Genomic DNA, 23075 nt, shown 5'->3' on the forward strand with positions numbered 1-23075 from the left:
TAACCGAGGCTTGGAACTCAAGGTGCATCTTCTACCCAAAGAGAACCAGCCAGCATTGTTGGACCAAGCACCGTCCGATCGTCTGTTTTCCCGATCGCGGCGGTAGCGACTGCGTCCGCACTGGGTAACGTCCATCTGCCGGGATTATTGCGATGTCGAAATTCTCGATCCGATTGAAAATATTGACCGTGTTGAGCGCTCTGGTGCTCGCGCTCGCCGGTGTCGGCATCATGGCGATCACCACCATGCAGGCCATCAATGCGCATACGGTCGAGATTTCCGAGAGCTGGCTGCCCAGCGTCCGCGCGCTGGGATCGCTCCGCGCCGACATCAACGAGCTGCGGGTCGCGCTGCGCTTGCACCTGATGCAGGACAGCGCCGAGGGCAAGGACGCCGCCGAGAAGCGGATGGCGTCGCTGCGCGATCGCATCGAGACGACGCGCAAGAGCTATGAGCCCCTGATTACCTCGCCCGAAGAGCGCGCTCTCTATGACCAGTGGAGCAGAGCCTGGGCCGAATATCTGAATGGCGTGCAGGAGGTGATGACGCTGTCGCGCAAGGGCGTCGGCCACTTCCCGACTGACGCCAACGAGCTCTTGCAGACCAAGGTCGCCAAGATGGCGCAGGCCGCCGATCCGCTGCTCCAGCAGGACATCGAGCTCAACAACAAGGGCGCCGAGGCGGAGACGAAGAAGGCCGCCGACAGCTACACCATCACCTTCCGTGTTCTGCTCGGCATCATCGTGACGTCGGTGCTGATCGCGGTCGCGGCCGCCTATTTCCTGGTGCAGGATGTCTCGCGCGGCATCGCTTCGATCGTCCGGCCGATGCAGGCGCTCGGCAATGGCGAGCTCTCGGCCGAAGTCCCGCATCGGGGCGCGCGGACCGAGATCGGATCGATGGCCGATGCGCTGCAGATCTTCAAGGACGCGCTGATCGCGAAAAAAGCGGCCGACGAGGCGGCGGCATGCGACGCCGAGGCCAAGATCGAACGGGCTCGCCGCGTCGACGGCATCACGCGCAATTTCGAGACCGTGATCGGCGAGATCGTCGAGACCGTGTCGTCGGCCTCGACCGAGCTCGAGGCGTCCGCGAGCACGTTGAGCGGCACCGCGCAGCGCGGCCAGGAACTCGCGACCGTGGTTGCGGCGGCGTCCGAGGAAGCGTCCACCAACGTCCAGTCCGTCGCGTCGGCGTCGGAGGAGCTGTCCTCGTCGATCACCGAGATCAGCCGGCAGGTGCAGGAATCGGCGCGGATGGCGGCGGAGGCCGTCGACCAGGCGGCGCGCACCAACGAGCGCGTCAACGCGCTGTCGCAGGCGGCCGCGCGCATCGGCGACGTCGTCGAGCTGATCAACACCATCGCGGGCCAGACCAACCTGCTGGCGCTGAACGCGACGATCGAAGCCGCGCGAGCCGGCGAAGCAGGCCGTGGCTTTGCCGTGGTGGCGTCCGAGGTCAAGGCGCTCGCCGAACAGACTGCAAAGGCGACCGGGGAAATCGGCCTCCAGGTTTCGGGCATTCAGACGGCCACGCAGGAGTCCGTCGGCGCCATCAAGGAGATCGCCGGCACCATCGAGCGGCTGTCCGAGGTGTCGTCGGCGATTGCCGCGGCCGTCGAGGAGCAGGGCGCCGCCACGCAGGAAATTTCACGCAACGTGCAGCAGGCCTCGGTCGGCACGCAGGAGGTCTCCTCCAACATCACCGACGTGCAGCGCGGCGCGATCGAGACCGGCTCGGCCTCGACAGAGGTCCTGTCGGCCGCGAAATCGCTTGCTTCCGACAGCACGCGCCTCAAGGTCGAGGTCGCGAGCTTCCTGGAGTCGGTGCGCGCGGCCTGACCGTCACGCGCTCGTCTGCGTCACGGCTGGCGGCGCCTGCCGGCGGAACAGGATCCGCTGGTAGAGCCAGCCGATCGCGACCAGCACGATGCCGAGCCCCATGAACGACAGTGCGCGCCAGACGCCTGTCAGCGTCGACATGTCGATGACGAAGGCTTTCAGGATCGTCAGCGCGATCACGACAGCGGAGGCGAGCCGCGCGCGCTCCGAATTGACCAAGGGCCAACGCCGAGCAGCACCACGCCGAAGCCGAGCCAGCCGATCGAATAGGTGTATTGCTCGGCGCCCGTTGTCGCGCCATAGAGCAGCACCGGTCCGTGATAGAAGCGGCGGATCTCCAGCGTCACATATGCGAGAGCGAACACCAGCGCGCCGCCGGCAATCGTGTTGGCATAGGCGGTCGGACGATGTCCTGCCACCGCATAGGACAGCAGCAGCATGAGCACTGCCGGCAGCGCGTAGCCGAGCAGCAGCAGGTTGAACACGAGGCCGCCGACATCGATGCTGCTGAATAGCCACGGATTCTCCAGGATCAGAAGGCCGAACACGCTGATGAGCCCGGCGATCACCGTAAGCACGACCGCGCCGACATTATGCACGATGCTGAGGCTCCTCAGCCGCAGCCGCTCCAGCCCGCTCGCCATGGCGAGCGTCACGCAGGCCTGGAGCGCGAATTCGAGCAGCGACGGCGGCGACGTCATGTCGCCGCCGGTGGCGAAGTGACGAATTTCCATGAAGGCGAGCAGCGCGGTGAACAGGATCGCGGCGGCTTCCACCATGCGCAGCGGCGCGTCGTCGCCGCGGCGGTGCAGGAAGCGGCTCGCCGCCCAGAACGACAACGCCGGCACGCCGTAGCCCCACAGCAGCCAGTTGAAGATCGGCGTGGTGCCGACGGCATCGCCAACGATGCGCGGGTCGTACACGATGCGCGCGGTGACGATGCCAGCCAGGATCGCGGCAAGCCAGCGCAGGAAGGCGATCGGCCGCTGGATCGAGATCCAGGCGGTGCCCAGCGACATCAGCGCCAGCGCGATCGTGAGCCAGCCTTTCTCCAGCGCGAAGGTCAGCGCCAATGCCAGCGCGCCGAGCGTGCCGGTGGCGAAGAGGGCAATCGAGATCGCAAGGCCCGGCCGGTTCTCGCGCCGTGAGAGCGCTTCGGTCGCGGCCGCGAAAGCGGCGGCGAGCAGCACGGCGAGGATCGCGAACGGGATCGAGCGGTCGAGATGTGCGATGCGGGCGTAGAGCGCGACCAGGAGCGCAACGGGCGTGAAGGTCGCCGCCGCCGACCACACGACGGGGATGATCGCGGAGGTCGAGCGTCCCTGTGCGAGGAAGCCCACGCCGCCAAAGCCCACGGCGAAGATTGCGGCCATCACGAGGTGCAGCCACACCGAACTGTCGGTCGCGGTCGGTCCGATGCCGGGCAGCGGGCCGCCCGGCAGCACCAGCATGTCGGGGTTTGCGCGCACGGCCCATTCGGCGAACACGATGAAGACGAGCGCTGCCGCCGCACCGAGTGCGCCGGTCGCCGCAGGCGCGCGCCAGGCGACGAACAACGTTCCGGCAACGAGGAGGGTGAACGTGATCAGCGCCAGATCGGCATGCGCGCTCGACAGCACGACCAGCGTCGCGCCGAACAGATAGGCGGCGAGCGAGCCGGAGGACACCGGTTCGATCTGGCCGTCGTCGATGGTCGGGCCGAACATGAAGCCGCAGACCACCAGCAGGGCGGCGAGCACGAAGCCCGCGATCACATGGAAGGCATGCGGGGCGGCGAGTGTCGCTCCGAGGTCGAGACCCGGGAAAGTCCACAGAAGCGCGAAGACGATCGTGGTCACCGCAAGCCAGCGCCACAGCCGGATGCGCGCGAGGCCAAAGCTCGCCGCGCTGACGATCGCGAGGTAAATGTAGAGCGCCCAGTAGTCCGGCTTGTTGGAGGAGACCAGGATCGGCGTGACGAACGCGCCGACCACGCCGAGGCCGGCGAGCGCCGGCCCGTGCAGCAGCGCCGCCGCGAGCGTGCCGAGCGCAACGAGGCCGAGCAGCACGAAGGCGGTCGCAGGCGCGAGGAAATCGTACAGCGCGTAGGCCGCATAGACCGTCGCAAACGCCACCGCCGTGCCGGCCGCGGTGAGGATCGCGGGGATGTTGGCGATCGGCAGCGCCTGGATGTCGGCGATGCTCTCCTTGCGCCGCGTCCATTCGCCGGCGCCAAGCAGCCCCAGCGCGAACAGGCCGCCGAGAAACACACGCACGCCGGGGCCGACAAGGCCGGCTTCGATCGAATAGCGCACCATGAAGAAGCCGCCGAGCGCGAGCGCCAGGCCGCCGATCCACACCACCCAGCGGGTGCCGAGGCGCTCTTCGAGACCCGGCCCCGCAGCCGGCATCGGAGGCGGTGGCGCGGCTTGAGCTGCGTCCGTGTCGATGGGCGGCGGTGTCGCCTCATCGGCGACGAGGGGCGGCGCCAACTCGGCGTCGGGCGCAGGCCGCTCGGCGGTGCCCGGCGTTGAAGCCGCAAGCGTCTGCTCCATCTCCTGCTGTGGCGTGAGCGGCGGCGGCTGGACCTGCCGCGGCGTGTGCAGGCCAGCTTCCAGCGCGCTCAGCCGTCGGCGGAGGTCGGTCGCCTGGTTGGACGCTTTCAATGCAATAAGGAAGGCGGCGATTGCGATCATCACCGCAAAGACGTCGAACGGAGCGTCGAACATAAGGCCTCCAGGCGAGTCGCGAAAAGCGACCCGCGTAACATGCTCTTAGCGCCGGGAGCGGACGCGCAAGCCGGGCGCTGGCCGCTCCTGGAGCACTTCGCGGCGGAAGCGATAGAGTGCTGCCGGCCGCCCGCCGGTCTGTGTCGACATCACGCCGGTCGGTTCGACCAGGGCCTCGCTTTCCACCAGACGACGGAAATTCTGCTTATGCAGGTGTCGGCCGGAGATTGCCTCCACCGTGTGCTGCAATTCCGTGAGTGTGAACTCGGCGGGCAAAAGTTCAAAGATGACGGGACGATACTTCAGCTTTGCGCGCAGCCGGGCAATGCCCGTGGCGAGAATCCGGCGGTGGTCGAACCGCATCGAGAGGCCAAGCGCAGGAAGCGCCTTGCGCGCTAATGCCGCAGGACGCCCGTCGCGCCGCGCTTCCTCGATCAGCCCGGCCTCGTAGAGCAACTCGTAGCGGTCGAGCACGCGCTCCTCGTCCCAGCTAGCTCCCTCGATGCCGAAATTCAGCCGCACGCGATCCTTGCGCGGCAGCGCACGGATCGTCTCCGGCGTTTCCTCCTCGGCCCATTTTGTCAGCGCCGGAATGATGTCGCGGGCGATGATCGCCGGCGGCTGCTCGCGCCAGTCCTCCCAGGGGAAGAAGCGATACCACGGCGCGAACGTCGCGCCCGCCGCGTGCACGCCGTTGTCGGCGGCGCGGGTCAGCGCGAGATAGCCGATCGAGACCATATGCGCGCCGGTATCGGCGGCCTCCGCATGACGGCCGCGATCGCCAAAAGTGTAGAGCTGCTCGACATAGCCGAGCCGTAAGCCCGCCTGCTCCTCGACCCAGGCGCGCAGGCCGATTTCGAAGGTCCGATGTGTCAGCGCATCGAACGGACCGAAGGGCAGGCCCGCGAGGCCATCGCTGCCGCGCGCAGTGAGGATCAGCGGTTCATTGTCCTCGATCGCGACGATCGCGGCAGTCAGGCCGATCTCGATCGGCGTCAGCAGCTTGTCGCTCATCCGGGAAAGGGGTTTTGCGTGGTCATTCGAGCTCGATCACGAACGGACGGCTCTCCACCATCATCGCGCCCGGACCCATCTCATCGAGCGCGCGCAGCATGCGGCCGTCGCGGCGGAGCGCGCGATCGGCGAGCTCGACGATGCGACGGTTGGGCGAGGCGATCGGGGAGGCAGCGCGGATCTTCTTCGCGATCTCGATCTCGTCGCGATGCGGATTGAGCAAGCATGCTGCGGCAAAAGCGCTCGCGGTGGAGCGGCTGATGCCGGCATAGCAATGCACGACCAGCGGCGCGCTGCGATCCCAGCCGCGAACGAAGTTGAGCACCTGGTTGATATGTCCTTCCGAGGGCGCGACGAAGCCGTCGAGCTCCTCGGTGATGTCATCCATCGAGACTTTCAGATGATTGGCCGGTAGCACCGAGACCGGCCGCACCACTTGCTCGACATTGGCCATCACGGTCAGCACATGGCTGGCGCCGGTGAGACGAACGGTTTCGGGCAGGGCGGCAAGCGAGCAGACGTGGATCATGACGTTCCCTTTGGCAGCCGATTATAGCTGGCGCCGTAGAGTGGGCAAAGGCGCAACGCGCCGTGCCCACCATGCTGCACCTTGCACTGATCGGTGGGCACGCTTCGCTTTGCCCACCCTACGAATAGCCTACGCTACGAAAACACCGCATTGAACCGCTCCAGAAACCGCTTCTCGGCTCTTGCGGCCGTCCACGGCGTCAGATAGTCGCGCAGGACGGTTTCGGGCAGGCTGGGGTCGCGGCCGAACAGACGCCTGGCCTCGCTCTCGCTGAAGCCGGCGAGTTCGGTGGCCTCAAGATACGCCGCGCCGCGATCGGCGGCCTTGATGGCCTGCGTGATCTCCTCGGGCAGCGCCGCCGGCAGGCCGAAACGAATGTGGATGGCGCCGAGCAGGCGCTTCTCCACCGCCTTGTAGTGACCGTCGAGCACCGCCTTGAACGGCGAGATCATGTCGCCGATCACGTATTCCGGGGCATCGTGCAGCAGGGCGGCGAGCCGCAGGCGCTGGTCGACGCGCGGACTTTCGTGGCGCATCACGGTTTCGACCAGCAGCGTGTGCTGGGCGACGGAGAAGATGTGCGCGCCGGTGGTCTGACCGTTCCAGCGCGCGACGCGCGCCAGCCCATGCGCGATGTCGGCGATCTCGACGTCGAGCGGCGAGGGGTCGAGCAGATCGAGGCGGCGGCCGGACAGCATGCGCTGCCAGGCGCGGGACTGCACGTCGTTTGCGGCGCGCTTTCCGGCCTTCATTTGGCTTTGAGGCGAAGCTTGCGCTGCGTCTTGCCGCAGGACGCGTGGCAATGGCAGTCGACGAGATGGTCGTTGACCATGCCGGTCGCCTGCATGAAGGCATAGACGATGGTGGGACCGACGAATTTGAAGCCGCGCGAGGACAGCTCCTTGGAAATCTGCACCGACAGCGGCGTCGACGCCGGCACGCTCGCCGTGGTCTTGAACTTGTTGACCAGAGGCCTGCCGTCGACAAAATCCCAGAGCAGCTTCGAGAAGCCGGGGCCCTTTTCCATGATCTCCAGATAGGATTTTGCGCTCGCAATCGTGCCTTCGATCTTGGCGCGGTTGCGCACGATGCCGGCATCGTTCATCAGCGCGTGGACCTTCTTCGCGTTGTAGCGCGCGATCTTCTCCGGCTGGAAGTCGTCGAAGGCTTTGCGGAAATTGTCGCGCTTGCGCAAAATCGTGATCCAGGAGAGGCCGGCCTGGAAACCGTCGAGAATCAGCTTCTCATAGAGCGCGCGGTCGTCATATTCCGGCACGCCCCACTCGGTGTCGTGATAGGCAACATACAGCGGATCTTCGCCGGGCCAGGGGCAACGCGTCAGGCCGTCGGCATGCAGGCGAGCGGCGCGGCTCATGCGACGGGCTGTTTCGCCGGAATGCGGACCACATCGGGTTCCGCGAGTCTCACTTCAAGCCCGCCGGCGCTCAGCGTCTGTCCGGCATCGAGCGCGTCGGCGACGCGATCGATGCGCACCAGCGCAATGCCCTTGCCCTGTGCCGTCGAGCCGATGGTGCCGACCGGCTTGTCGCCGGCGAGGATGGTGGCGCCCGGCTCGGGCGAGGGGCCGTCGAGCAGCACCTTGACGCTGCGGGTGCGCGCGGTGCCGCGATGCTGCATGCGCGAGACCACCTCCTGGCCGACATAGCAGCCCTTGTCGAAATCGACGCCTGCGAGCCGATCCATGTTGGTCTCGTGCGGGAATGCATCGCCATACATGAAATCAAGCCCGCCGCGCGGCACGCCGAGTGCAATGCGATGCGCCTCATATTCGGACGCCTCGACGAGCTCGGCACCGATCAGCGCGGCGAGCTTCTCCTTGAGTTCCGCGGGGATCAGGGTGCGAAACCCGAGCCGCTCGTCGCGCGGGTCGGTGAAAGACAGGTCGGGCTGGGCGGCAGGCGTGCCGTCCCAGCCTGCGAGCACGCCGAGATCATCAGAGAGATTTTCCACAGTGACCTTGGCGCGCAGCTTGTAGAACTTCAGCTTGGTGGCGAGGGTTTCCGCGAGCGCCTTCGGGCAGTCGATCAGGAAGCCGCCGCCATGGCCGGCGGGTGCCTCCGTGATCAGGAAATCCACGATGATCTTGCCCTGCGGCGTCAACAGCGCGCCGAATCGGCCGAGCCCGGGCTTGAGCCTGCCAATATCCGTGGTGAACAGGCCGTTGAGGAAGCTCTGCGCGTCCTCGCCTGCGACCTTGACCACTCCCCGATCGGGGAGAAACGCTGCCTTCATTGCGAAAATCTCTTGCGACATGCCGGCTTCGAACGTAAGCCCGCCCTGCTTAAACGACAAGGCCTCGAGCCCTGCGCCTGAGGGATGAGAGAGACTGATAGCCATGACCCAGCGTTTTGACGTGATCCTGAAATCCGGCACGGTGGTCAATCAGGACGGCGAGGGCGTCCGCGACATCGGCATTGTGGCTGGCCGCATCGCGGAGATCGGATCGCTCGCGCAAGGCGCGGCGGCGGAGGTCGTCGACTGCAAGGGCCTGCACATCCTGCCCGGCGTGATCGACACGCAGGTGCATTTCCGCGAGCCGGGGCTGACGCACAAGGAAGATCTCGAGACCGGTTCGCGCAGCGCCGTGATGGGCGGCGTCACGGCCGTGTTCGAGATGCCGAACACCTCGCCGCTCACGGTGACGGAGGTCGATTTCACCGACAAGGTGAAGCGCGGCCATCACCGCATGCATTGCGATTTCGCCTTCTTCATCGGCGGTACGCGCGAGAACGTGCAGGATCTGCCGCATCTCGAGCGTGCGCCGGGCTGCGCCGGCGTGAAGGTGTTCATCGGCTCCTCGACCGGCGCGCTGCTGGTGGAGGACGATGACAGCCTGCGCCGCATCTTCCAGGTGATCCGCCGCCGCGCCTCGTTCCACGCGGAGGACGAATATCGCCTCAACGAGCGCAAGTCGATGCGCATCGAGGGCGATGCGCGCTCGCATCCCGTGTGGCGCGACGAAGCCGCAGCGCTGATGGCGACGCAGCGCCTCGTGAGGCTCGCGCGCGAGACGGGCAGGCGCATCCACGTGCTGCACATCTCGACCAAGGAAGAGATCGAGTTCCTGCGCGACCACAAGGATGTCGCATCCTGCGAGGCGACGCCGCATCACCTCACCATGTCCGCGCCCGAATGCTATGAGCAGCTCGGCACGCTCGCCCAGATGAATCCGCCGGTGCGCTCGGCCGATCACCGCGCCGGTATCTGGCGCGGCATCGAGCAGGGCATCATCGACATCCTCGGCTCCGACCACGCGCCGCATACGCTGGAGGAGAAGGCCAAGACCTATCCGGCCTCGCCCTCGGGCATGACCGGCGTGCAGACGCTGGTGCCCTTGATGCTCGACCACGTCAATGCCGGCCGGCTGTCGCTCACCCGCTTCGTCGATCTCAGCAGCGCCGGCCCCGCGCGCATCTTCAACATCGCCTGCAAGGGCCGCATCGCCGCTGGCTATGACGCCGACTTCACCATCGTGGACCTCAAGCGCAGCGAGACCATCACCAACAAATGGATCGCCTCCAAAGCCGCCTGGACGCCTTACGACGGCGTGCGCGTCACGGGCTGGCCGGTCGGCACCTTCGTCCGCGGTAAGCGCGTGATGTGGCAAGGCGAGCTGGTGGCGCCGTCGCAAGGCGAGCCGGTGCGGTTTCTGGAGACGCTGAAGCAGTAGGGTTTGGGTGAAGGGCGGCCGTTGCGCTCAGATGCGCGCAACATTCTCCGCTGTCGTCCTGGCGAAAGCCAGGACCCATAACCCCGACCGGAAGTTGTTATGAAGACTGGTGGCCAACTTCGTTCGCCACAACTCAATCCTGTGGTAATGGGTCCTGGCTTTCGCCAGGACGACACTAGGGAGGCATGGGAGGGCACCAATGACCCGACTGGCACCGCTCGTCACCACCGAACGGCTCGCCGCCATGCTCGGCCAGCCCGAGTTGCGCATCTACGATTGCACGACCTACAACGAGCCCGTGCCGCAGGGCAGCGACGTGCCGTACATCGCCGTGCCCGGCGACAAGACGTTCGCGGCCGGCCACATTCCCGGCGCCGATTTCCTCGATCTTCAAGGCGAGTTCTCCGACACCTCCGCACGTCCGCTCTTCATGATGCCGGCGACCGCGCAGCTCGAGGCCGCCTTCGGCCGCCACGGCCTCGATGCCTCCAAGACCATCGTGCTCTACAGCATCGGCACCATGATGTGGGCGACCCGGTTCTGGTGGATGCTGCGCTCGCTCGGCGTCGATGCGCGCGTGCTGGACGGCGGCTTCGACAAATGGAAGGCCGAAGGGCGACCAGTCGAGCAGGGGGCGCCGGGCGGTTATCCGGAGACGATATTCAAGGCCGCGCCGCGCGAGGGCTTCTTCGTCGACAAATCCGCCGTGCTGGCGCGGATCGACGATTCCTCCACCATGATCGTCAACGCGCTCGGGCCACAGTTTCATCGCGGACTGGAACCGAGTCGCTATGGCAGGCCCGGCCGCATTCCCGGCAGTGTGAACGTGCCGGCCGCAACGCTCGTCAATGCCGCCGACAAGACGCTGACCGCGCTCGCCGATGCCGAAGCAAAGTTCGCGGCCCAGGGCATCACGCGCGACAAGAACGTGATCTGCTATTGCGGCGGCGGCATCTCGGCGACGATCGATCTCCTCATGCTGACGCAGCTCGGCTACGACAAGCTCACGCTCTACGACGGTTCCATGGGCGAATGGGCCAGGGATCCCGGGCTGCCGATCGAGACGGACAAAGAGTAGATTGGCGGGAACCTTTTGGGCGGGCCTGCATCCAATGTGCGGAAAAGCTGGAGACGAGCCGTGACCGCCATCCGTCGCACTGCAATATCGGAAGCCACAGGCCTGACCGAGGCCGAACTGGTCGAGCGCGCCCGTGCCCGCGACGAGGCGGCGCTGCGCGCGATCATGCAGGCCAACAATCGCAGGCTCTATCGGCTGGCTCGCGGCATCCTGCGCAACGACAGCGAGGCCGAGGATGTGGTGCAGGAGACCTATGTGCGGGCGTTTACGCATCTCGACGGCTTTCGCGGCGAGTCCGGCCTGTCGACCTGGCTGTCGCGCATTGCCATCAACGAGGCGCTCGGCCGGGTGAGAAGCCGGAAGATGCACGTCGAGCTCGGCGCGCTGCCGGAGGCAACGCTTGAAGCCCAGATCATCCAGTTTCCCGTGTCCTCCGCCGCAGGCGATCCGGAAAAATCCATGGCCCAACGTGAAATCCAGCGCGTCGTCGAGCACGCTGTCGATGAATTGCCAGATGCCTTCCGCATGGTCTTCATCGCGCGCGTGATGGAGGGCATGACCATCGAGGAGACGGCGGAACTGCTCGGCGTCAAACCGGAGACCGTGAAGACGCGGCTGCATCGGGCTCGCGCAATGCTGCGGGAAAATGTCGAGAAGAAGATTGGGCCGGTGGTGATGGATGCGTTCCCGTTTGCCGGCCAGCGCTGTGAGCGCCTGACCGAGGTCGTGCTGAAGCGGCTCGGCGTCGGCGTGTAATTCTCAGGAACCTTTATCGGAATTTCCCATCCAACTCCTGTGCAGGTCATACGCCGGATGAGTTCCGGCACCACAGGAGTGTCAAATCATGTTCGTCCGATGGAGCGCGGCGATCGCCACGATCGCTCTTTTTGTCAGCCCTGCCTTCGTGCAGGGCGCCGGAGCGGCTGACAAGCCGACCGATCCGCAGATCGCCCATATCGCCTACACCGCGGGCGTGATCGACATCAATGCCGCCAAGCAGGCTCTGAAGAAAGCCAAGAACAAGGACGTGAAGGCTTTCGCGCAGGACATGGTGCGCGACCATGAGGCGGTCAACAAGCAGGCGCTCGCGCTGGTGAAGAAGCTCAAGGTAACACCCGAAGACAACGACACCAGCCGCACGCTCACTAAACAGGCGAACGACAAGCTCGCCGAGCTTTCGAAGCTCAAAGGTGCGGACTTCGACAAGGCCTATGTCGACAACGAGGTCGCCTACCACAAGGCAGTCGACAGCGCGCTGGAGACTCAGCTCATTCCCTCCGCGGACAATGCGGAGCTGAAGGGGCTGTTGCAGACGGGTTTGAAGATTTTCCAGGGCCATGAACAGCATGCCGAGCACGTCGCGGCCGAGCTGAAATAGGCGGGAGGCGATGATGCCGGGACGGCTGTTGGCGATGATCGCAATCGTGCTCGCGTCGATGCTGGTCCAGGCGCGCGCCGCGACCGTGCAGATCTCGATGGAGAATCTCGAGATCTCGCCGGCCGAGGTCTCGGCGAAGGTCGGCGACACCATCGAGTGGGTCAACAAAGACGTCTTCGCGCACACGGCGACGGCGAACAACGGCGATTTCGACGTGAGCCTGCCGGCGAAGAAATCGGCGACGTTCGTCGTGAAGAAGAAGGGGGCGGTGGAGTATTATTGCCGCTACCATCCGAACATGAAAGCGACGCTGAAAGTAGAGCCGTGACGTTTTCTTGTCGGTATCGGGAAAAACTCCCCGGCGCTTTGCGGACTATTGCTTATCTCGTGACGCGCGCCTTCGTGCGATCATGAGCACAGCCATCGCGACCTGTCGTGGGGTCATTCATCCCTAGACTTCGCCCCGCCTCTCCCGGCGGGGTGATTTTTGGCTACTGCTTCGCCAGTCCGACCGAGAACTCGCCGTTGCGAATGCGGGCGGGAAAACCCTCGACGAATTTCGCCACCGCATCCTCGCCATAGGTGCCGACGAGCTCGGCGAGCGCGGCGAACAGGCTCGCCTGCGCGAGACAATCGCCGTCGACGCCGTCATGGCGCGCTTCCGCCCATGCCTCGTTGAGATAGCTGAGCGCGGCCTGCTTCTGCTCGTGGTCGGGCAGTGGCGCGCGGGCGGGGGCGTAGGACACGGGAATGCTCATGAAGCTCGGAACAGGCTGGAGGCGCGATCCACTGCGATGCGCTGCGTGAGAGGTGTAGCACGCAGATTAACGCCGCCTAGGCCACATCTTTAGGAAAGGTTAACGGAGGTGAACAATGTGGATGAGTTGTTCCAGCGACACATCCGGTAGTGCCAAATCCTCATGGTGAGGAGGCGCGGAACGCGCGTCTCCGGACGATGCTCGCATCGCCGGGCGAACCATGCAGGCCCGGCTGATGCAGCTCGACCTTACATCCTTCGAGACGCCTGCTCCGCAGGGATGAGGGTTGGCAGTTGAAGGCGGCGGCAATTCAGTTCGCGTAGCGCGCCGTGAGGTCGCGGGAGATCTTCGAACCTTCCTCGATGTAGCGGCGGATCGCTACCGTCGCGGCCGGCGTACAGCTCCGGTAGGTCTGTTGGAAACCGTTATAGCCGCGGTTGAAGCCGGCGATCATGCGGGTGCGGCGCTCGCCGGAGGGGGTTTCGGCGTCGATCAACGCCTGCATCTCGTTGCGCCATTTGTTGCCTTCGTTGGCCCCGCAGATGCCGCGCAGATAGTGCAGGCCGCCGAGGATTTCCGCCAGCCGCTGCAAATCGCCGTCGAACGGCGCAGCCACGTCCTGGGCCCGGGCGGGCAGGACGGCGCAGGCCAGAATCAGGGCCAAAACGGCCGGAAATCGCGTGGACATCGGCGGCGTGTATGCCCCTTAAGGGCGGCAGACGCAAGGCGGCCACACGGGCCGTCAGGACCCGATCAGGCGCTTTGCGGCCTGGATGACTTCGTCCAGCCCGCCGGTGAGCTTGAGGTTGCCGAGGCTGCCCAGCGCGTCGGGAGCGAGCCAGCGGAAATCGTCGAGCTCCTCGTTCAGAACCGGCTCCCTGGCCGTCCAGCGCGCCGCAAAGGACATGATCAGGTAGTGGCCGGCACCGCCGGTCGACGGCAGCACCTCGCGCCAGCCGGCAAGGCCGACGATGTCGATGGCGAGCCCGGTTTCCTCGTCGACCTCGCGCGCCAGCGCCTGGTGCAGCGATTCGCCGAACTCGACCCGGCCGCCCGGCAGCGAATAGAAGCCCTTGGCCGGCGAGCGGGCGCGGCGAACCAGCAGCACCTTGCCGTCGCGGAAGATCGCGGCGCTGACGGCGAGCTGGGGATGGCTCGGCTGCACGGTGTCGGCCTCAATTCGACATGATGGTATCGACGTCGGCTTCCGCGCCGCCGTTGATGATGCCGCCGCACGCCGCGATCAGCGGCTTGACCCAGAGGGCGGCCTGCTCGGCCAGCCGGACGCGCGTCGTATCCTTTTCGACCTCGCGCATCGCCGAGCCGACCGCCGTCAGGATCGAGGTCATGGTATCGGTGATGTGGTCGAACTGGGCGCGCACGTTGGGAGCGGCCTTCTCATAGGCCTCGATCGCCAGATCCCGCGCCTTGAAGTTCGAGGCGGTGAAATGCTCGGCATAAGACAGCGGCGTCCAGGTCAAGAAGTCTTCGGCGCATTCCGGCATGTCCGGGACCATTTCGAGCAGCATGACGGCTTCATTGAAATGGTTCAGATAGTCGGTGGCAAGCCCGGTCAGCGGGTTGATGTTGGCCACGCGCAGCCGCTCAGCCCAGGCCGCAGCCTCGGGGCCCGTCACTACATGTGTCCGCGCGGGATCGGAGACCATTGAGCTCATCGGCCGCAGTGTTAACGTTCGGGGTTAAAAGGTGCTGAACGGAACCTATATAGGCCCTCAAGGATGTGCGGACGCTTTGTCATAACCTCGGCCCCGGCGGCCTTGCGGCAACTCTTTGGCTATCTCGAGCAGCCGAATTTCCCGCCACGGCACAATGTCGCCCCGACACAACCGATTCCGGTGGTGCTCATCGACAAGGGCGCGCGGCATTTCCAGCTCATGCGCTGGGGGCTGTTGCCGACCTGGGTGAAGGATCCCCGTGGTTTTACGTTGCTGATCAATGCGCGCTCGGAGACGGTGCTGGAAAAGCCCGCCTTCAAGAACGCGATTCGGCGGCGCCGCGGCCTGATTCCGGCCGACGGTTACTACGAGTGGAAGGCGGTGGACGGCCGCAAGCAGCCCTATTTCATCCATCGCGCCGATGGGCAGCCGCTCGGCTTTGCCGCGGTGTTCGAGACCTGGGTCGGGCCGAACGGCGAGGAGCTCGACACGGTCGCGATCGTCACGGCGGCTGCGAGCGAGGATCTCGCCGCGCTGCATGACCGCGTGCCGGTGACGATTTCGCCTGACGATTTCGAGCGTTGGCTCGACTGCCGCGGCGACGAGGTCGATGCGATCCTGCCGCTGATGGCCGCCCCGCGCATCGGCGAATTCGCCTGGCACCCGGTCTCCACCCGCGTCAACCGCGTCGCCAATGACGACGCGCAGCTTTTGCTGCCGATCAGCGCCGAGGAGATGGAGGCGGAGGCGCCGCAGTCGAAGAAGGTGGCGCGAAAAGCAGCTGCAGCGCCAGCCGATGACGGGCAGGGCTCGTTGTTTTAGGTGGCGACGCCGCTTACTCCGTCGTCATCCCGGACGAGCGCAGCGAAGATCCGGGATCATAACCACAGGGAGTAGTTGTGGCGCGAGCTGGTGGTTACGAATCTTCGCCAAACACGATCCTGTGGTTATGGTCCCGGGCTCGCGCTTTGCGCGCCCCGGGACGACGAGGAGAGTTTGCGGCGCCGACCTCACACAATCTCCCTTGCCCGCAAATCCGCGATCTCCGCTTCGTTAAAACCGAGCTCGCCCAGCACCGCATCCGTATCCGCGCCCAGCGCCGGCGCCATGTGGTCGAGCTTGCCGCCGCCGTGCGCGAGCTTGAAACCACTGCCAGCAAAGCGCAGGCGGCCGTAGGGCGTGTCGAGCTCCTGAATCGCGCCGCGTGCCACGATCTGCGGATGGTCGATGATCTCCTCGATTGTCCAGATACTGGCGCAGGGCGCGCCGGCGTCCTCCAAGATCGTCTCCCATTCGCGCGGGCTCTTCGTCGCAAGCGCGGCCTCAATGATCGCACGCAGCGCGGGCTCATTCTCGTTGCGGGAGAACCAGTCGGCAAAGCGCGGATCGCTGAGCGTGTCGGCGCGGCCGAGCGCCGTCATCAGTGCGCGATACTGCTTCTCGTTGTTGACGGCGAGCAGGATGTAGCCGTCGCCGCACCTGAACAGGTTCGCCGTGGTCTTGCGGCTGACCGCCTGGTTGCCCGAGAGCTGCTGGCGATGGCCGGCGACCGACCAGTCCGCGATCTGGCCCGACAGGAACGCCAGCGTCGCCTCCAGCATGGAGACGTCGACGAGCTGCCCCTTGCCGGTGCGGTCGCGCTGGTAGAGCGCGCTGGAGACGGCGAACGCCGCGGTCGCGCCCGAGAGCACGTCGCATACCGCAAAGCCCGCGCGCGTCGGCCCGGTCTCGGGATGGCCGGTGATGGCCATGATGCCGGAAAGCGCCTGCATCTTGCCGTCATAGCCCGGGCGCAGCCGATCGGGGCCGGTCTGGCCGAAGCCGGAGACGGCGCAATAGATCAGCTTTGGATTGATCGCGGACAGCGCCTCGTAGCCGATGCCGAGCTTGTCCATCACGCCCGGGCGAAAGTTCTCCATGACGACATCGACCTGCGCGGCGAGCTTCTTCACGATCGCGATCGCGTCCGGCTTTTGCAGACCGAGCGTGAGGCTGCGCTTGTTGCCGTTGATCGCCTGGAATGCCGGCGCGAGCCCGCGCTCGGCCCATTCGCGGCTGAGCGGCGTGCGGCGCATGTCCTCGCCCTCGCGCCGCTCGACCTTGATGACGTCGGCACCCAGCAGCGCGAGCTGGTAGCTCGCATAGGGGCCAGCCAGCACTTGCGTAAAGTCGAGGATCTTGACGCCTTCGAAGGGCCTCGTCACGGCGCGTTTCTCCCGTCAGGCCGCGCGGTTGCCGCGCGCGATCTCCTTCTGCTTGTCGAACTCGGCGCGCCGTCGCGCAAGTTCCTCGGGGCTTAGCTGTGCGACGTTGTTGTAGTCGAGCTTCCAGGAAGCATCCTCGCTCCAGCGCAGCGGCGACTGCATCGTGGTGCGCGGGCCGCTGGCGGACTCGAGGAGCTTCAATGCGAGCTCCAGCGTCTGCGATTGCGAAGCGACATCATGCGGCTTGCCGGCGGAATTGCCGAGCGGGAAGTCGGAGAACAAAAAGCGCGACACGGCGGCGTGCTCGACGATGTCCTTGGCGCAGCCCATGACGACGGTGGGAATGCCGTTGGATTCGAGATGCCGCGCGACCAGCGCGGTGGTCTGGTGGCAGACCGGGCAGTTCGGCACCAGCACTGCGACATCGACCTCGTCGGCGAGGCAGCGTGCCAGAATCTCCGGCGCGTCGGTGTCGAGGGTGACGCGATGACTGCGGTTGGTCGGCGCCCCGAAGAAGCGCTGGCTCACCTCGCCGATGCGCCCAGCAGCAGAGGTCTTCAGGAGCTGCGGCAGTGGAAACCAGGTGCCGCTGTCGGTCGCGCTTGTATGCTTGCGGTCGTAGCCGATGTGCGAGATGCGCAAATCGTGCGCTTGCGAGGTGTCGCCGTCATAGACCTTGTAGAACTTTGCGCCGCCATTGTAGGGCGCGCCCGGCCCCTGATCGCCCTTGGTCGGATCGTAAGGCGCGGCCGTGGTGATGATGGTTACGCGCGATTGCGCCAGTGGCTTCTTCAGCGGCTGGAACGGTGCGTCGACATAGTGCGCCCACCGATACGGCGTGGTGTAGCCGATGGCCGCGTAGTAATCGCGGGTCCGCTGCATATAGGGAATGGGAGCGTCGTAGTCGGGCGCAAAGCCGAATTCATCGTCGCGCGGAGCTGACATGGGCGCGTCTCCTCGGGTTCTTGTTGCGGACAGAGTAGAGATAGTCGGCGATTTGCTCAACAGCGGGTAGGGCGACGCAGGTCTGTATTGCAGGCGTGTTGGAGCGAATTGCGCTGCTGTCCCCTCTCCCCTTGCGGGAGAGGGTGGCTCGCCGCGTAAGCGGCGAGACGGGTGAGGGGTCTCTCCCCGCGGGTAAAAATTCTCAGCGCCGAGCGCGCCGATGCAACCCCTCATCCGGCGCGCTGCGCGCGCCACCTTCTCCCGCAAGGGGAGGAGGGAAAGCAGCTCGCACGCGGCTCGACCTAGCTACCGAAAGACGTGCAGCGCTGCATATTGCAGCAGCATGATCGTCTTCGCATCCACGATGCGGCCGTCGGCGATCATCGCAAGCGCTTCGTCGATGGGCAGCTCCAGCACCTCGATCTCCTCGCCTTCGTCGGCGAGGCCGCCGCCGTCGCCAACCTTCATCTCCGGCTCGTATTCGGCGACGAAGAAGTGCAGCTTCTCCGTTACTGCGCCGGGGGTCATGAAGGCCTCGAACACCTTGTGGACGTCATGCAGGCGATAGCCGATCTCCTCCTCGGCCTCGCTGCGGATGCGCGCTTCGGGATCGGCGTCGTCGAGCATGCCGGCGGCGGCTTCGATCAGCAGGTCGTCATAGCCGTTGACGAAGGCGGGATAGCGAAATTGCCGCACCAGCACGACGGTGCGCCGCTTGCGGTTATAGGGCAACAGCGTCGCACCGTTGCCGCGGTCATAGACCTCGCGGGTTTGCGTCTGCCATTGCCCATCGTTGCGGCGCCACTCGAAGGTCGCCGCTTTCAGAATGTACTTCTTGTCCGAGAGCAGGCGGACATCTTTGACGCGGACGCGATCGGAAACGGACATGCAGGCCTCTAAGGGGTCGGATCCCGGCCGTCGAGCCACTTGGCGAACATCACCGACGTTGACTCTTCGAAGCCGAGGGACGTGTAGAACGCGCCAGCCTGCTTGTTCTCGCGGCGGACCAGGAGCTGGAGTTTTGCGATGCCGGCCTGGCGCAGCCAGTCCTCGGCGGCAGCCATGATGCTGCTGCCATAGCCGCGCTTGCGGCAATCGGGATCGACCGCGACGTAATAGATCCAGCCGCGATGGCCGTCATGGCCGACCATCGCGCTGGCCGCGATCGCATCGCCGTTCCGCCCGATCAGCACGGTCGAGTTCGCCTCGCGCCGCGCCAGCGCGATGTCGGCATGCGGATCGTTCCAGGGCCGCGTCAGGCCGCAGCGCTGCCAGAGCGCGACGACGGTTTCGACATCGGCATCCGCGATTTCGGCGATCGCGAGCGGGGAAGGGGAGACGGGCACGTTCACAGCACTTTACCGGGGTTCATGATTTGGAGGGGGTCGAGCATCGCCTTGACCTGCCGCATCAGCTCGATCGCGGTTTTGTCCTTCACCTCGGGCAGCTCGTCGCGCTTGAGCACGCCGATGCCGTGCTCGGCCGAGATCGAGCCGCCCATGCGCAGCACGATCTCGAACACGACCGCGTTGACGTCGTGCCAGCGGGCGAGGAAGTCGGCGGTATTGACCCCGACCGGCTGGCTGACATTGTAATGCAGATTGCCGTCGCCGAGATGGCCGAACGGCACCGGGCGCGCGCCGGGGATCAGCTTGACGACCGCGGCATCGGCCTCCGCGATGAAGGCGGGCACCGCGGCGACGGGAACGGAGATGTCATGCTTGATCGAGCCGCCTTCGGGCTTCTGCGCCGCCGACATCTCGTCGCGCAGCTTCCAGAAGCCAGAGCGCTGCGTCAGGTTCGCCGCGATCACGGCGTCGTCGACGATCTCCTCCTCCATCGCGCGGGTGAGGATCGATTCCAGCGTGGCGCGCGCATCGTCGCGCGGCGAGGACAGTTCCATCAGCACGTACCAGGGATGCTTCTCTTGCAGAGGATCGCGCACGTCGATGCCGTGGCGGATCGAGAAGTCGACCGCCATTTCCGCCAGGAGTTCAAAACTCGTCAGCGCGGTCGATGCCTCGCCCTGCGCGATCGTCAGGAGTTTCAGCGCCTCTGCCGGTGACTTCAGCCCGACGAACGCGGTCTCGATCGCACGCGGCTTCGGAAACAGCTTTAGGGTCGCCGCGGTGATGATGCCGAGCGTGCCTTCGGCGCCGATGAAGAGGTTATGCAGGTTGTAGCCGGTGTTGTCCTTCTTCAGCTTCGACAGCGCGTTGAGAACGCGCCCGTCGGCGAGCACGACCTCGAGCCCCAGCGCCATCTCGCGCGCGACGCCATAGGCGAGCGCTGCTGTGCCGCCGGCATTGGTCGAGAGATTGCCGCCGATGGTGCAGCTTCCCTCCGCGCCCAATGACAGCGGGAACAGTCGGTCGACCTCGGCTGCCTTCTGCTGCGCGATTTGCAGCACCACGCCGGCCTCGCAGGTCATGGTGTTGGAGGCGGTATCGACCTCGCGGATCTTGTCCAGCCGGCGCAGCGACACCACCACCTCGCCATTGTGCGGCGTCTGGCCGCCGACGAGGCCGGTGTTGCCGCCCTGCGGCACCAGCGCGATTTTGTATTCGGAGGCGAGCTTGCAGATCGCGGAGACTTCCGCAGTCGTTGCGGGCCGCAGCACCAGCGGCGAGCGGCCATGGAACAGGTTGCGCTCCTCGGTGACGTAAGGCTCGATGTCGGCCGGATCGGTCACCGCATATTTGGCGCCGACGATGGCGCGGAATTTCTCGATCAACTCGGGCGGCAGCGGCGGCATGGCAGTTCTCGTCACGTTCATCTCTTTCTTCTTCCCGCTCCTTACCGCCCGACCGCTGCGCGCCGCAGCCGGTCGTTGATCGCTTCGCCGAGCTCTTCCTCAGGCACCGCCATCACCGCGATGGCGCGCGGGCTCTTCGCATCGAGCGCGCGAAGATAGCCGAACAAATTGGCGGCGGCTTCATCGAGATCGCCGCTCGCCGACAAATTCATGACGCTTGCTGCCTGTTCGACGCCGGGCAGCACGGCCGGTCCGAAGGCGAGCAGCGCCTCGCCGGGTGCGACATCATGCGCATGGAGCCGCACGGTGGCGCGCGGGGCGTAATGCGAGGCGAGCATGCCAGGCGCGAGCGGCTGGCTGTCGTCGCTCTCGACATCTTGCGGCGGCCGCGCCAGTGGCGCGCCGAGCACGGCCTCGATCTTCTCGCGTGACAGTCCGCCGGGGCGAAGCAGCATCGGCGCCTCGAAGCAGCCGAGAATCGTCGATTCGACGCCAACCTCGACCGGCCCGCCGTCGACGATCAGGTCGATCCGCCCCGCAAGATCGCTTTCCACATGCGCCGCCAGCGTCGGCGAGACGTGGCCGGAGATGTTCGCCGACGGCGCCACCACCGCCCCGTCGAAGGCACGCAGGATCGCCTGCGCGACCGGATGGGCGGGGACGCGAATCGCGACCGTATCGAGCCCGGCGGTCGCAAGCTCAGCGACCGGGCAGTTATCCGTCTTCGGCACCACCAGCGTCAGCGGCCCCGGCCAGAAGGCTTCCACGAGCCTCATGGCCCGCGAATCGAATCGTCCGATGCGCCTCGCCGCGGCGAGGTCGGCGACATGAGCGATCAGCGGATTGAAGGCGGGGCGGCCCTTGGCAGCGTAGAGATGGGCGATCGCGGTCGCGTTGGCGGCATCCGCACCCAACCCGTAGACCGTCTCGGTCGGGAACGCGACCAGAAGGCCCGCCGCAAGCGCCCGCGCGGCGGCATCGGTGGCGGCCGGTCCGGCCGGTAGAATCTCGGTAGTCAGGCCCGTTTTCACTGGGACAAAATTCCTCAAATCGGCCGCTTGCGGTGTGCCAAACCCGACGCTATAAGCCGCCTTCTTGTCGGAGTGTGGCTCAGCCCGGTAGAGCACTGCGTTCGGGACGCAGGGGTCGCAGGTTCGAATCCTGCCACTCCGACCATTTCATCCAAAAGTTGACGTTTTGCAGAAGCTTGGGATGAAAGTTCGCCCCGCCTCGCGGGACCTTTTTGCACGGATTTTGAAGGTCGGTCCACGGCGGATTTGGGTGGGCAGAGCAGGCTGCCGGGTCGGCATGGCTGGCGATTCTCGCCGACGCCTGCCACGGCCAGCGCGCCTCGCGCACAACGCTTAGGTCCTTGCTCCGGTCGCGCTCCTCCAAAATGCAAGCAGCGCGGCCGGGATCGACCGCGCTGCTGTAATCTCGCACTACAGAGTTGAGGCGTCAGTATTCATCCGGCCCGTAGACCGGCGCGCCCCAGCCAGGCTCGCCATATCCATAGGCGCCATAACCCGGTCCCCAATATCCATAGGCGTTGGTGTGGTGCCAGCTTCCGAGGCGACGGCATTGGCCGACACCCGCCATCAACTGGCCGCCACTCATCGCCGGGCCTGCCGCGCCGACGGGGTACACCAGCCCGGACCGCGTCCCGCGGCGAGGCTGGGGCTTGCAGTCGCGAGCGGCAAAATCGTGGCCATCAGTGCGGCCGCGCTCACAAGTTTCATACGTGTCATGGTTGTCTCCATGTCCCGGTTTGACAGGGGACCAATCCCTGCCGCAAACAGCCGTTCCTCAACGAATGGTCGCGATTTCGCGAGCAATCCGGAAAGGTGTGGAGCGGTTTTCCCTCGCGACAAACGCGGAACGCGTTTGCGCGGAGATCATGCTCAAACAACAGCCTAAGGCGCGATGACGATTCATCCCAATCTCATCGCGCTTTAGGGTTTCGTCGGGTTTCAGGGAACACCGTGATCCCGTTTACATGAGTGTGACTTAGCGGGCGCGCGCCATCATCTGCGTGCCACCAGCACGCCGAGCAGAAAGGCCACCAGCAACGATGGCAGCGGTGCTTCGCGCACCATGCCGCGGACGATGTCCGGCCAGTGTTGGCCAGTGCCGCTCTCGCCTGTCGGCCAAATACCCCATTCCGATGCAAGCATTCCGATTTCACGCGGCGTGAGCTTTGAAGCGTCGCGGACACGGTAGATGGCGGCGTCCGACCGGTCGCGCGCCGGCAGCGCCATCACAGTGGCGAGCGCGGTGCGCAGCGTCATCTCGCCGTAGCCTTGTAGCCGGACCGACTCCTCGGGGTCGGACGTCATGTGAACGCCTCCGTTACGCCGCGAAGTGGTGCGCGATGGTGAAGACCGCCGCTGCGCAGAGAATCAGGGTCGAAACCGCGCCGGCGATGCCGCGCGCGAGGCGTGCGCGTGTCAAATGTCTGGCCATGTTCCTCTCCTCGTCTTTCGAGGGGGAAATCGTGG

25 protein-coding genes, 1 tRNA gene and 1 pseudogene are annotated in these 23075 nt (G+C 65.7%); 8 read left to right on the forward strand and 19 right to left on the reverse strand.

Annotated features, from left to right (window positions below; genetic code table 11):
* The first annotated feature begins 152 nt into the window (after positions 1-152).
* Positions 153-1841 (forward strand): methyl-accepting chemotaxis protein, encoded by a 1689-nt coding sequence (locus YUU_RS0121750; protein ID WP_027524308.1) that lies wholly within the window; start codon positions 153-155, stop codon positions 1839-1841.
* Between the two features lie 3 nt (positions 1842-1844).
* Here the strand turns inward: YUU_RS0121750 and YUU_RS51340 are convergent.
* The 6 genes and pseudogenes from YUU_RS51340 to YUU_RS0121780 form a co-directional block, all read right to left on the reverse strand.
* Positions 1845-4549: pseudogene (locus YUU_RS51340) on the reverse strand (DUF2339 domain-containing protein).
* 45 nt (positions 4550-4594) lie between these two features.
* Complete coding sequence (locus YUU_RS0121760; protein ID WP_027524309.1) at positions 4595-5563, reverse strand: NAD regulator; 969 nt, start codon at positions 5561-5563, stop codon at positions 4595-4597.
* 22 nt (positions 5564-5585) lie between these two features.
* Positions 5586-6092 (reverse strand): tyrosine phosphatase family protein, encoded by a 507-nt coding sequence (locus tag YUU_RS0121765; protein ID WP_027524310.1) that lies wholly within the window; start codon positions 6090-6092, stop codon positions 5586-5588.
* A 134-nt stretch (positions 6093-6226) separates the two neighbouring features.
* Complete coding sequence (locus YUU_RS0121770; RefSeq protein WP_027524311.1) at positions 6227-6844, reverse strand: YfbR-like 5'-deoxynucleotidase; 618 nt, start codon at positions 6842-6844, stop codon at positions 6227-6229.
* The gene (locus YUU_RS0121775) at positions 6841-7467 is read right to left on the reverse strand and encodes a DNA-3-methyladenine glycosylase I (protein ID WP_027524312.1); all 627 of its coding nucleotides are present in this window, start codon (positions 7465-7467) and stop codon (positions 6841-6843) included. Before YUU_RS0121775 ends, YUU_RS0121770 begins: the two co-directional genes overlap by 4 nt.
* Positions 7464-8345, reverse strand: coding sequence for a folate-binding protein YgfZ (locus tag YUU_RS0121780; protein WP_027524313.1), 882 nt, complete (start codon positions 8343-8345; stop codon positions 7464-7466). Before YUU_RS0121780 ends, YUU_RS0121775 begins: the two co-directional genes overlap by 4 nt.
* Before the next feature lie 103 nt (positions 8346-8448).
* Between YUU_RS0121780 and YUU_RS0121785 the strand changes: the two genes are divergently transcribed.
* From YUU_RS0121785 to YUU_RS0121805, 5 genes are all read left to right on the forward strand, one after another.
* A complete protein-coding gene (locus YUU_RS0121785) occupies positions 8449-9783 on the forward strand; it encodes a dihydroorotase (protein WP_027524314.1) in 1335 nt (444 codons plus the stop codon).
* Between the two features lie 199 nt (positions 9784-9982).
* On the forward strand, positions 9983-10861 hold the full coding sequence (locus tag YUU_RS0121790; protein WP_027524315.1) for a sulfurtransferase: 879 nt from the start codon (positions 9983-9985) through the stop codon (positions 10859-10861).
* 69 nt (positions 10862-10930) lie between these two features.
* Positions 10931-11617: an RNA polymerase sigma factor gene (locus YUU_RS0121795; RefSeq protein ID WP_027524316.1), complete on the forward strand. Its 687-nt coding sequence runs from the start codon at positions 10931-10933 to the stop codon at positions 11615-11617.
* Between the two features lie 88 nt (positions 11618-11705).
* Positions 11706-12239, forward strand: coding sequence for a DUF4142 domain-containing protein (locus tag YUU_RS0121800; RefSeq protein ID WP_027524317.1), 534 nt, complete (start codon positions 11706-11708; stop codon positions 12237-12239).
* Between the two features lie 10 nt (positions 12240-12249).
* Positions 12250-12567, forward strand: a complete 318-nt coding sequence (locus YUU_RS0121805; protein ID WP_027524318.1) for a cupredoxin family copper-binding protein — start codon at positions 12250-12252, stop codon at positions 12565-12567.
* A 163-nt stretch (positions 12568-12730) separates the two neighbouring features.
* Here the strand turns inward: YUU_RS0121805 and YUU_RS0121810 are convergent, their stop codons facing one another.
* The 4 genes from YUU_RS0121810 to YUU_RS0121825 form a co-directional block, all read right to left on the reverse strand.
* Complete coding sequence (locus YUU_RS0121810; protein ID WP_027524319.1) at positions 12731-12997, reverse strand: hypothetical protein; 267 nt, start codon at positions 12995-12997, stop codon at positions 12731-12733.
* A 310-nt stretch (positions 12998-13307) separates the two neighbouring features.
* Entirely contained in the window at positions 13308-13685 is a 378-nt protein-coding gene (locus YUU_RS0121815; RefSeq protein ID WP_027524320.1) for a TIGR02301 family protein, read from the reverse strand.
* 54 nt (positions 13686-13739) lie between these two features.
* A complete protein-coding gene (locus YUU_RS0121820) occupies positions 13740-14162 on the reverse strand; it encodes an NUDIX hydrolase (protein ID WP_035662995.1) in 423 nt (140 codons plus the stop codon).
* A 10-nt stretch (positions 14163-14172) separates the two neighbouring features.
* Positions 14173-14673, reverse strand: coding sequence for a hypothetical protein (locus YUU_RS0121825; RefSeq protein ID WP_027524322.1), 501 nt, complete (start codon positions 14671-14673; stop codon positions 14173-14175).
* A gap of 63 nt (positions 14674-14736) precedes the next feature.
* On the opposite strand from YUU_RS0121825, the gene YUU_RS0121830 reads away from it, so the two are divergent.
* Positions 14737-15495 (forward strand): SOS response-associated peptidase, encoded by a 759-nt coding sequence (locus tag YUU_RS0121830; RefSeq protein ID WP_027524323.1) that lies wholly within the window; start codon positions 14737-14739, stop codon positions 15493-15495.
* Between the two features lie 188 nt (positions 15496-15683).
* Here YUU_RS0121830 and YUU_RS0121835 read toward each other — a convergent pair whose 3' ends face one another.
* The 6 genes from YUU_RS0121835 to YUU_RS0121860 form a co-directional block, all read right to left on the reverse strand.
* Positions 15684-16877 (reverse strand): CaiB/BaiF CoA-transferase family protein, encoded by a 1194-nt coding sequence (locus YUU_RS0121835; protein WP_027524324.1) that lies wholly within the window; start codon positions 16875-16877, stop codon positions 15684-15686.
* 15 nt (positions 16878-16892) lie between these two features.
* Complete coding sequence (locus YUU_RS0121840) at positions 16893-17822, reverse strand: glycine reductase (RefSeq protein ID WP_027524325.1); 930 nt, start codon at positions 17820-17822, stop codon at positions 16893-16895.
* A 306-nt stretch (positions 17823-18128) separates the two neighbouring features.
* The gene (locus YUU_RS0121845) at positions 18129-18710 is read right to left on the reverse strand and encodes an NUDIX domain-containing protein (RefSeq protein WP_027524326.1); all 582 of its coding nucleotides are present in this window, start codon (positions 18708-18710) and stop codon (positions 18129-18131) included.
* Positions 18711-18718: 8 nt separating this feature from the next.
* The gene (locus YUU_RS0121850; RefSeq protein ID WP_027524327.1) at positions 18719-19174 is read right to left on the reverse strand and encodes a GNAT family acetyltransferase; all 456 of its coding nucleotides are present in this window, start codon (positions 19172-19174) and stop codon (positions 18719-18721) included.
* Positions 19171-20598: an FAD-binding oxidoreductase gene (locus YUU_RS0121855; RefSeq protein ID WP_027524328.1), complete on the reverse strand. Its 1428-nt coding sequence runs from the start codon at positions 20596-20598 to the stop codon at positions 19171-19173. Before YUU_RS0121855 ends, YUU_RS0121850 begins: the two co-directional genes overlap by 4 nt.
* 20 nt (positions 20599-20618) lie before the next feature.
* Positions 20619-21608, reverse strand: coding sequence for an L-threonylcarbamoyladenylate synthase (locus YUU_RS0121860; protein WP_027524329.1), 990 nt, complete (start codon positions 21606-21608; stop codon positions 20619-20621).
* Between the two features lie 68 nt (positions 21609-21676).
* Here YUU_RS0121860 and YUU_RS0121865 point away from each other — a divergent pair.
* Positions 21677-21753 (forward strand) — tRNA-Pro (locus YUU_RS0121865).
* 282 nt (positions 21754-22035) lie between these two features.
* Here YUU_RS0121865 and YUU_RS58815 read toward each other — a convergent pair.
* The 3 genes from YUU_RS58815 to YUU_RS0121870 all read right to left on the reverse strand — a co-directional run bounded on the left by YUU_RS58815 (position 22036) and on the right by YUU_RS0121870 (position 22913).
* On the reverse strand, positions 22036-22194 hold the full coding sequence (locus YUU_RS58815) for a hypothetical protein (RefSeq protein WP_156944440.1): 159 nt from the start codon (positions 22192-22194) through the stop codon (positions 22036-22038).
* A complete protein-coding gene (locus YUU_RS62370; RefSeq protein ID WP_256375291.1) occupies positions 22191-22325 on the reverse strand; it encodes a hypothetical protein in 135 nt (44 codons plus the stop codon). The genes YUU_RS58815 and YUU_RS62370 overlap by 4 nt, the downstream gene beginning before the upstream one ends.
* Before the next feature lie 276 nt (positions 22326-22601).
* On the reverse strand, positions 22602-22913 hold the full coding sequence (locus YUU_RS0121870) for a hypothetical protein (protein WP_027524330.1): 312 nt from the start codon (positions 22911-22913) through the stop codon (positions 22602-22604).
* Positions 22914-23075: the final 162 nt, after the last annotated feature.

This window comes from Bradyrhizobium sp. Ec3.3, assembly GCF_000472925.1.
Classification (GTDB): domain Bacteria; phylum Pseudomonadota; class Alphaproteobacteria; order Rhizobiales; family Xanthobacteraceae; genus Bradyrhizobium.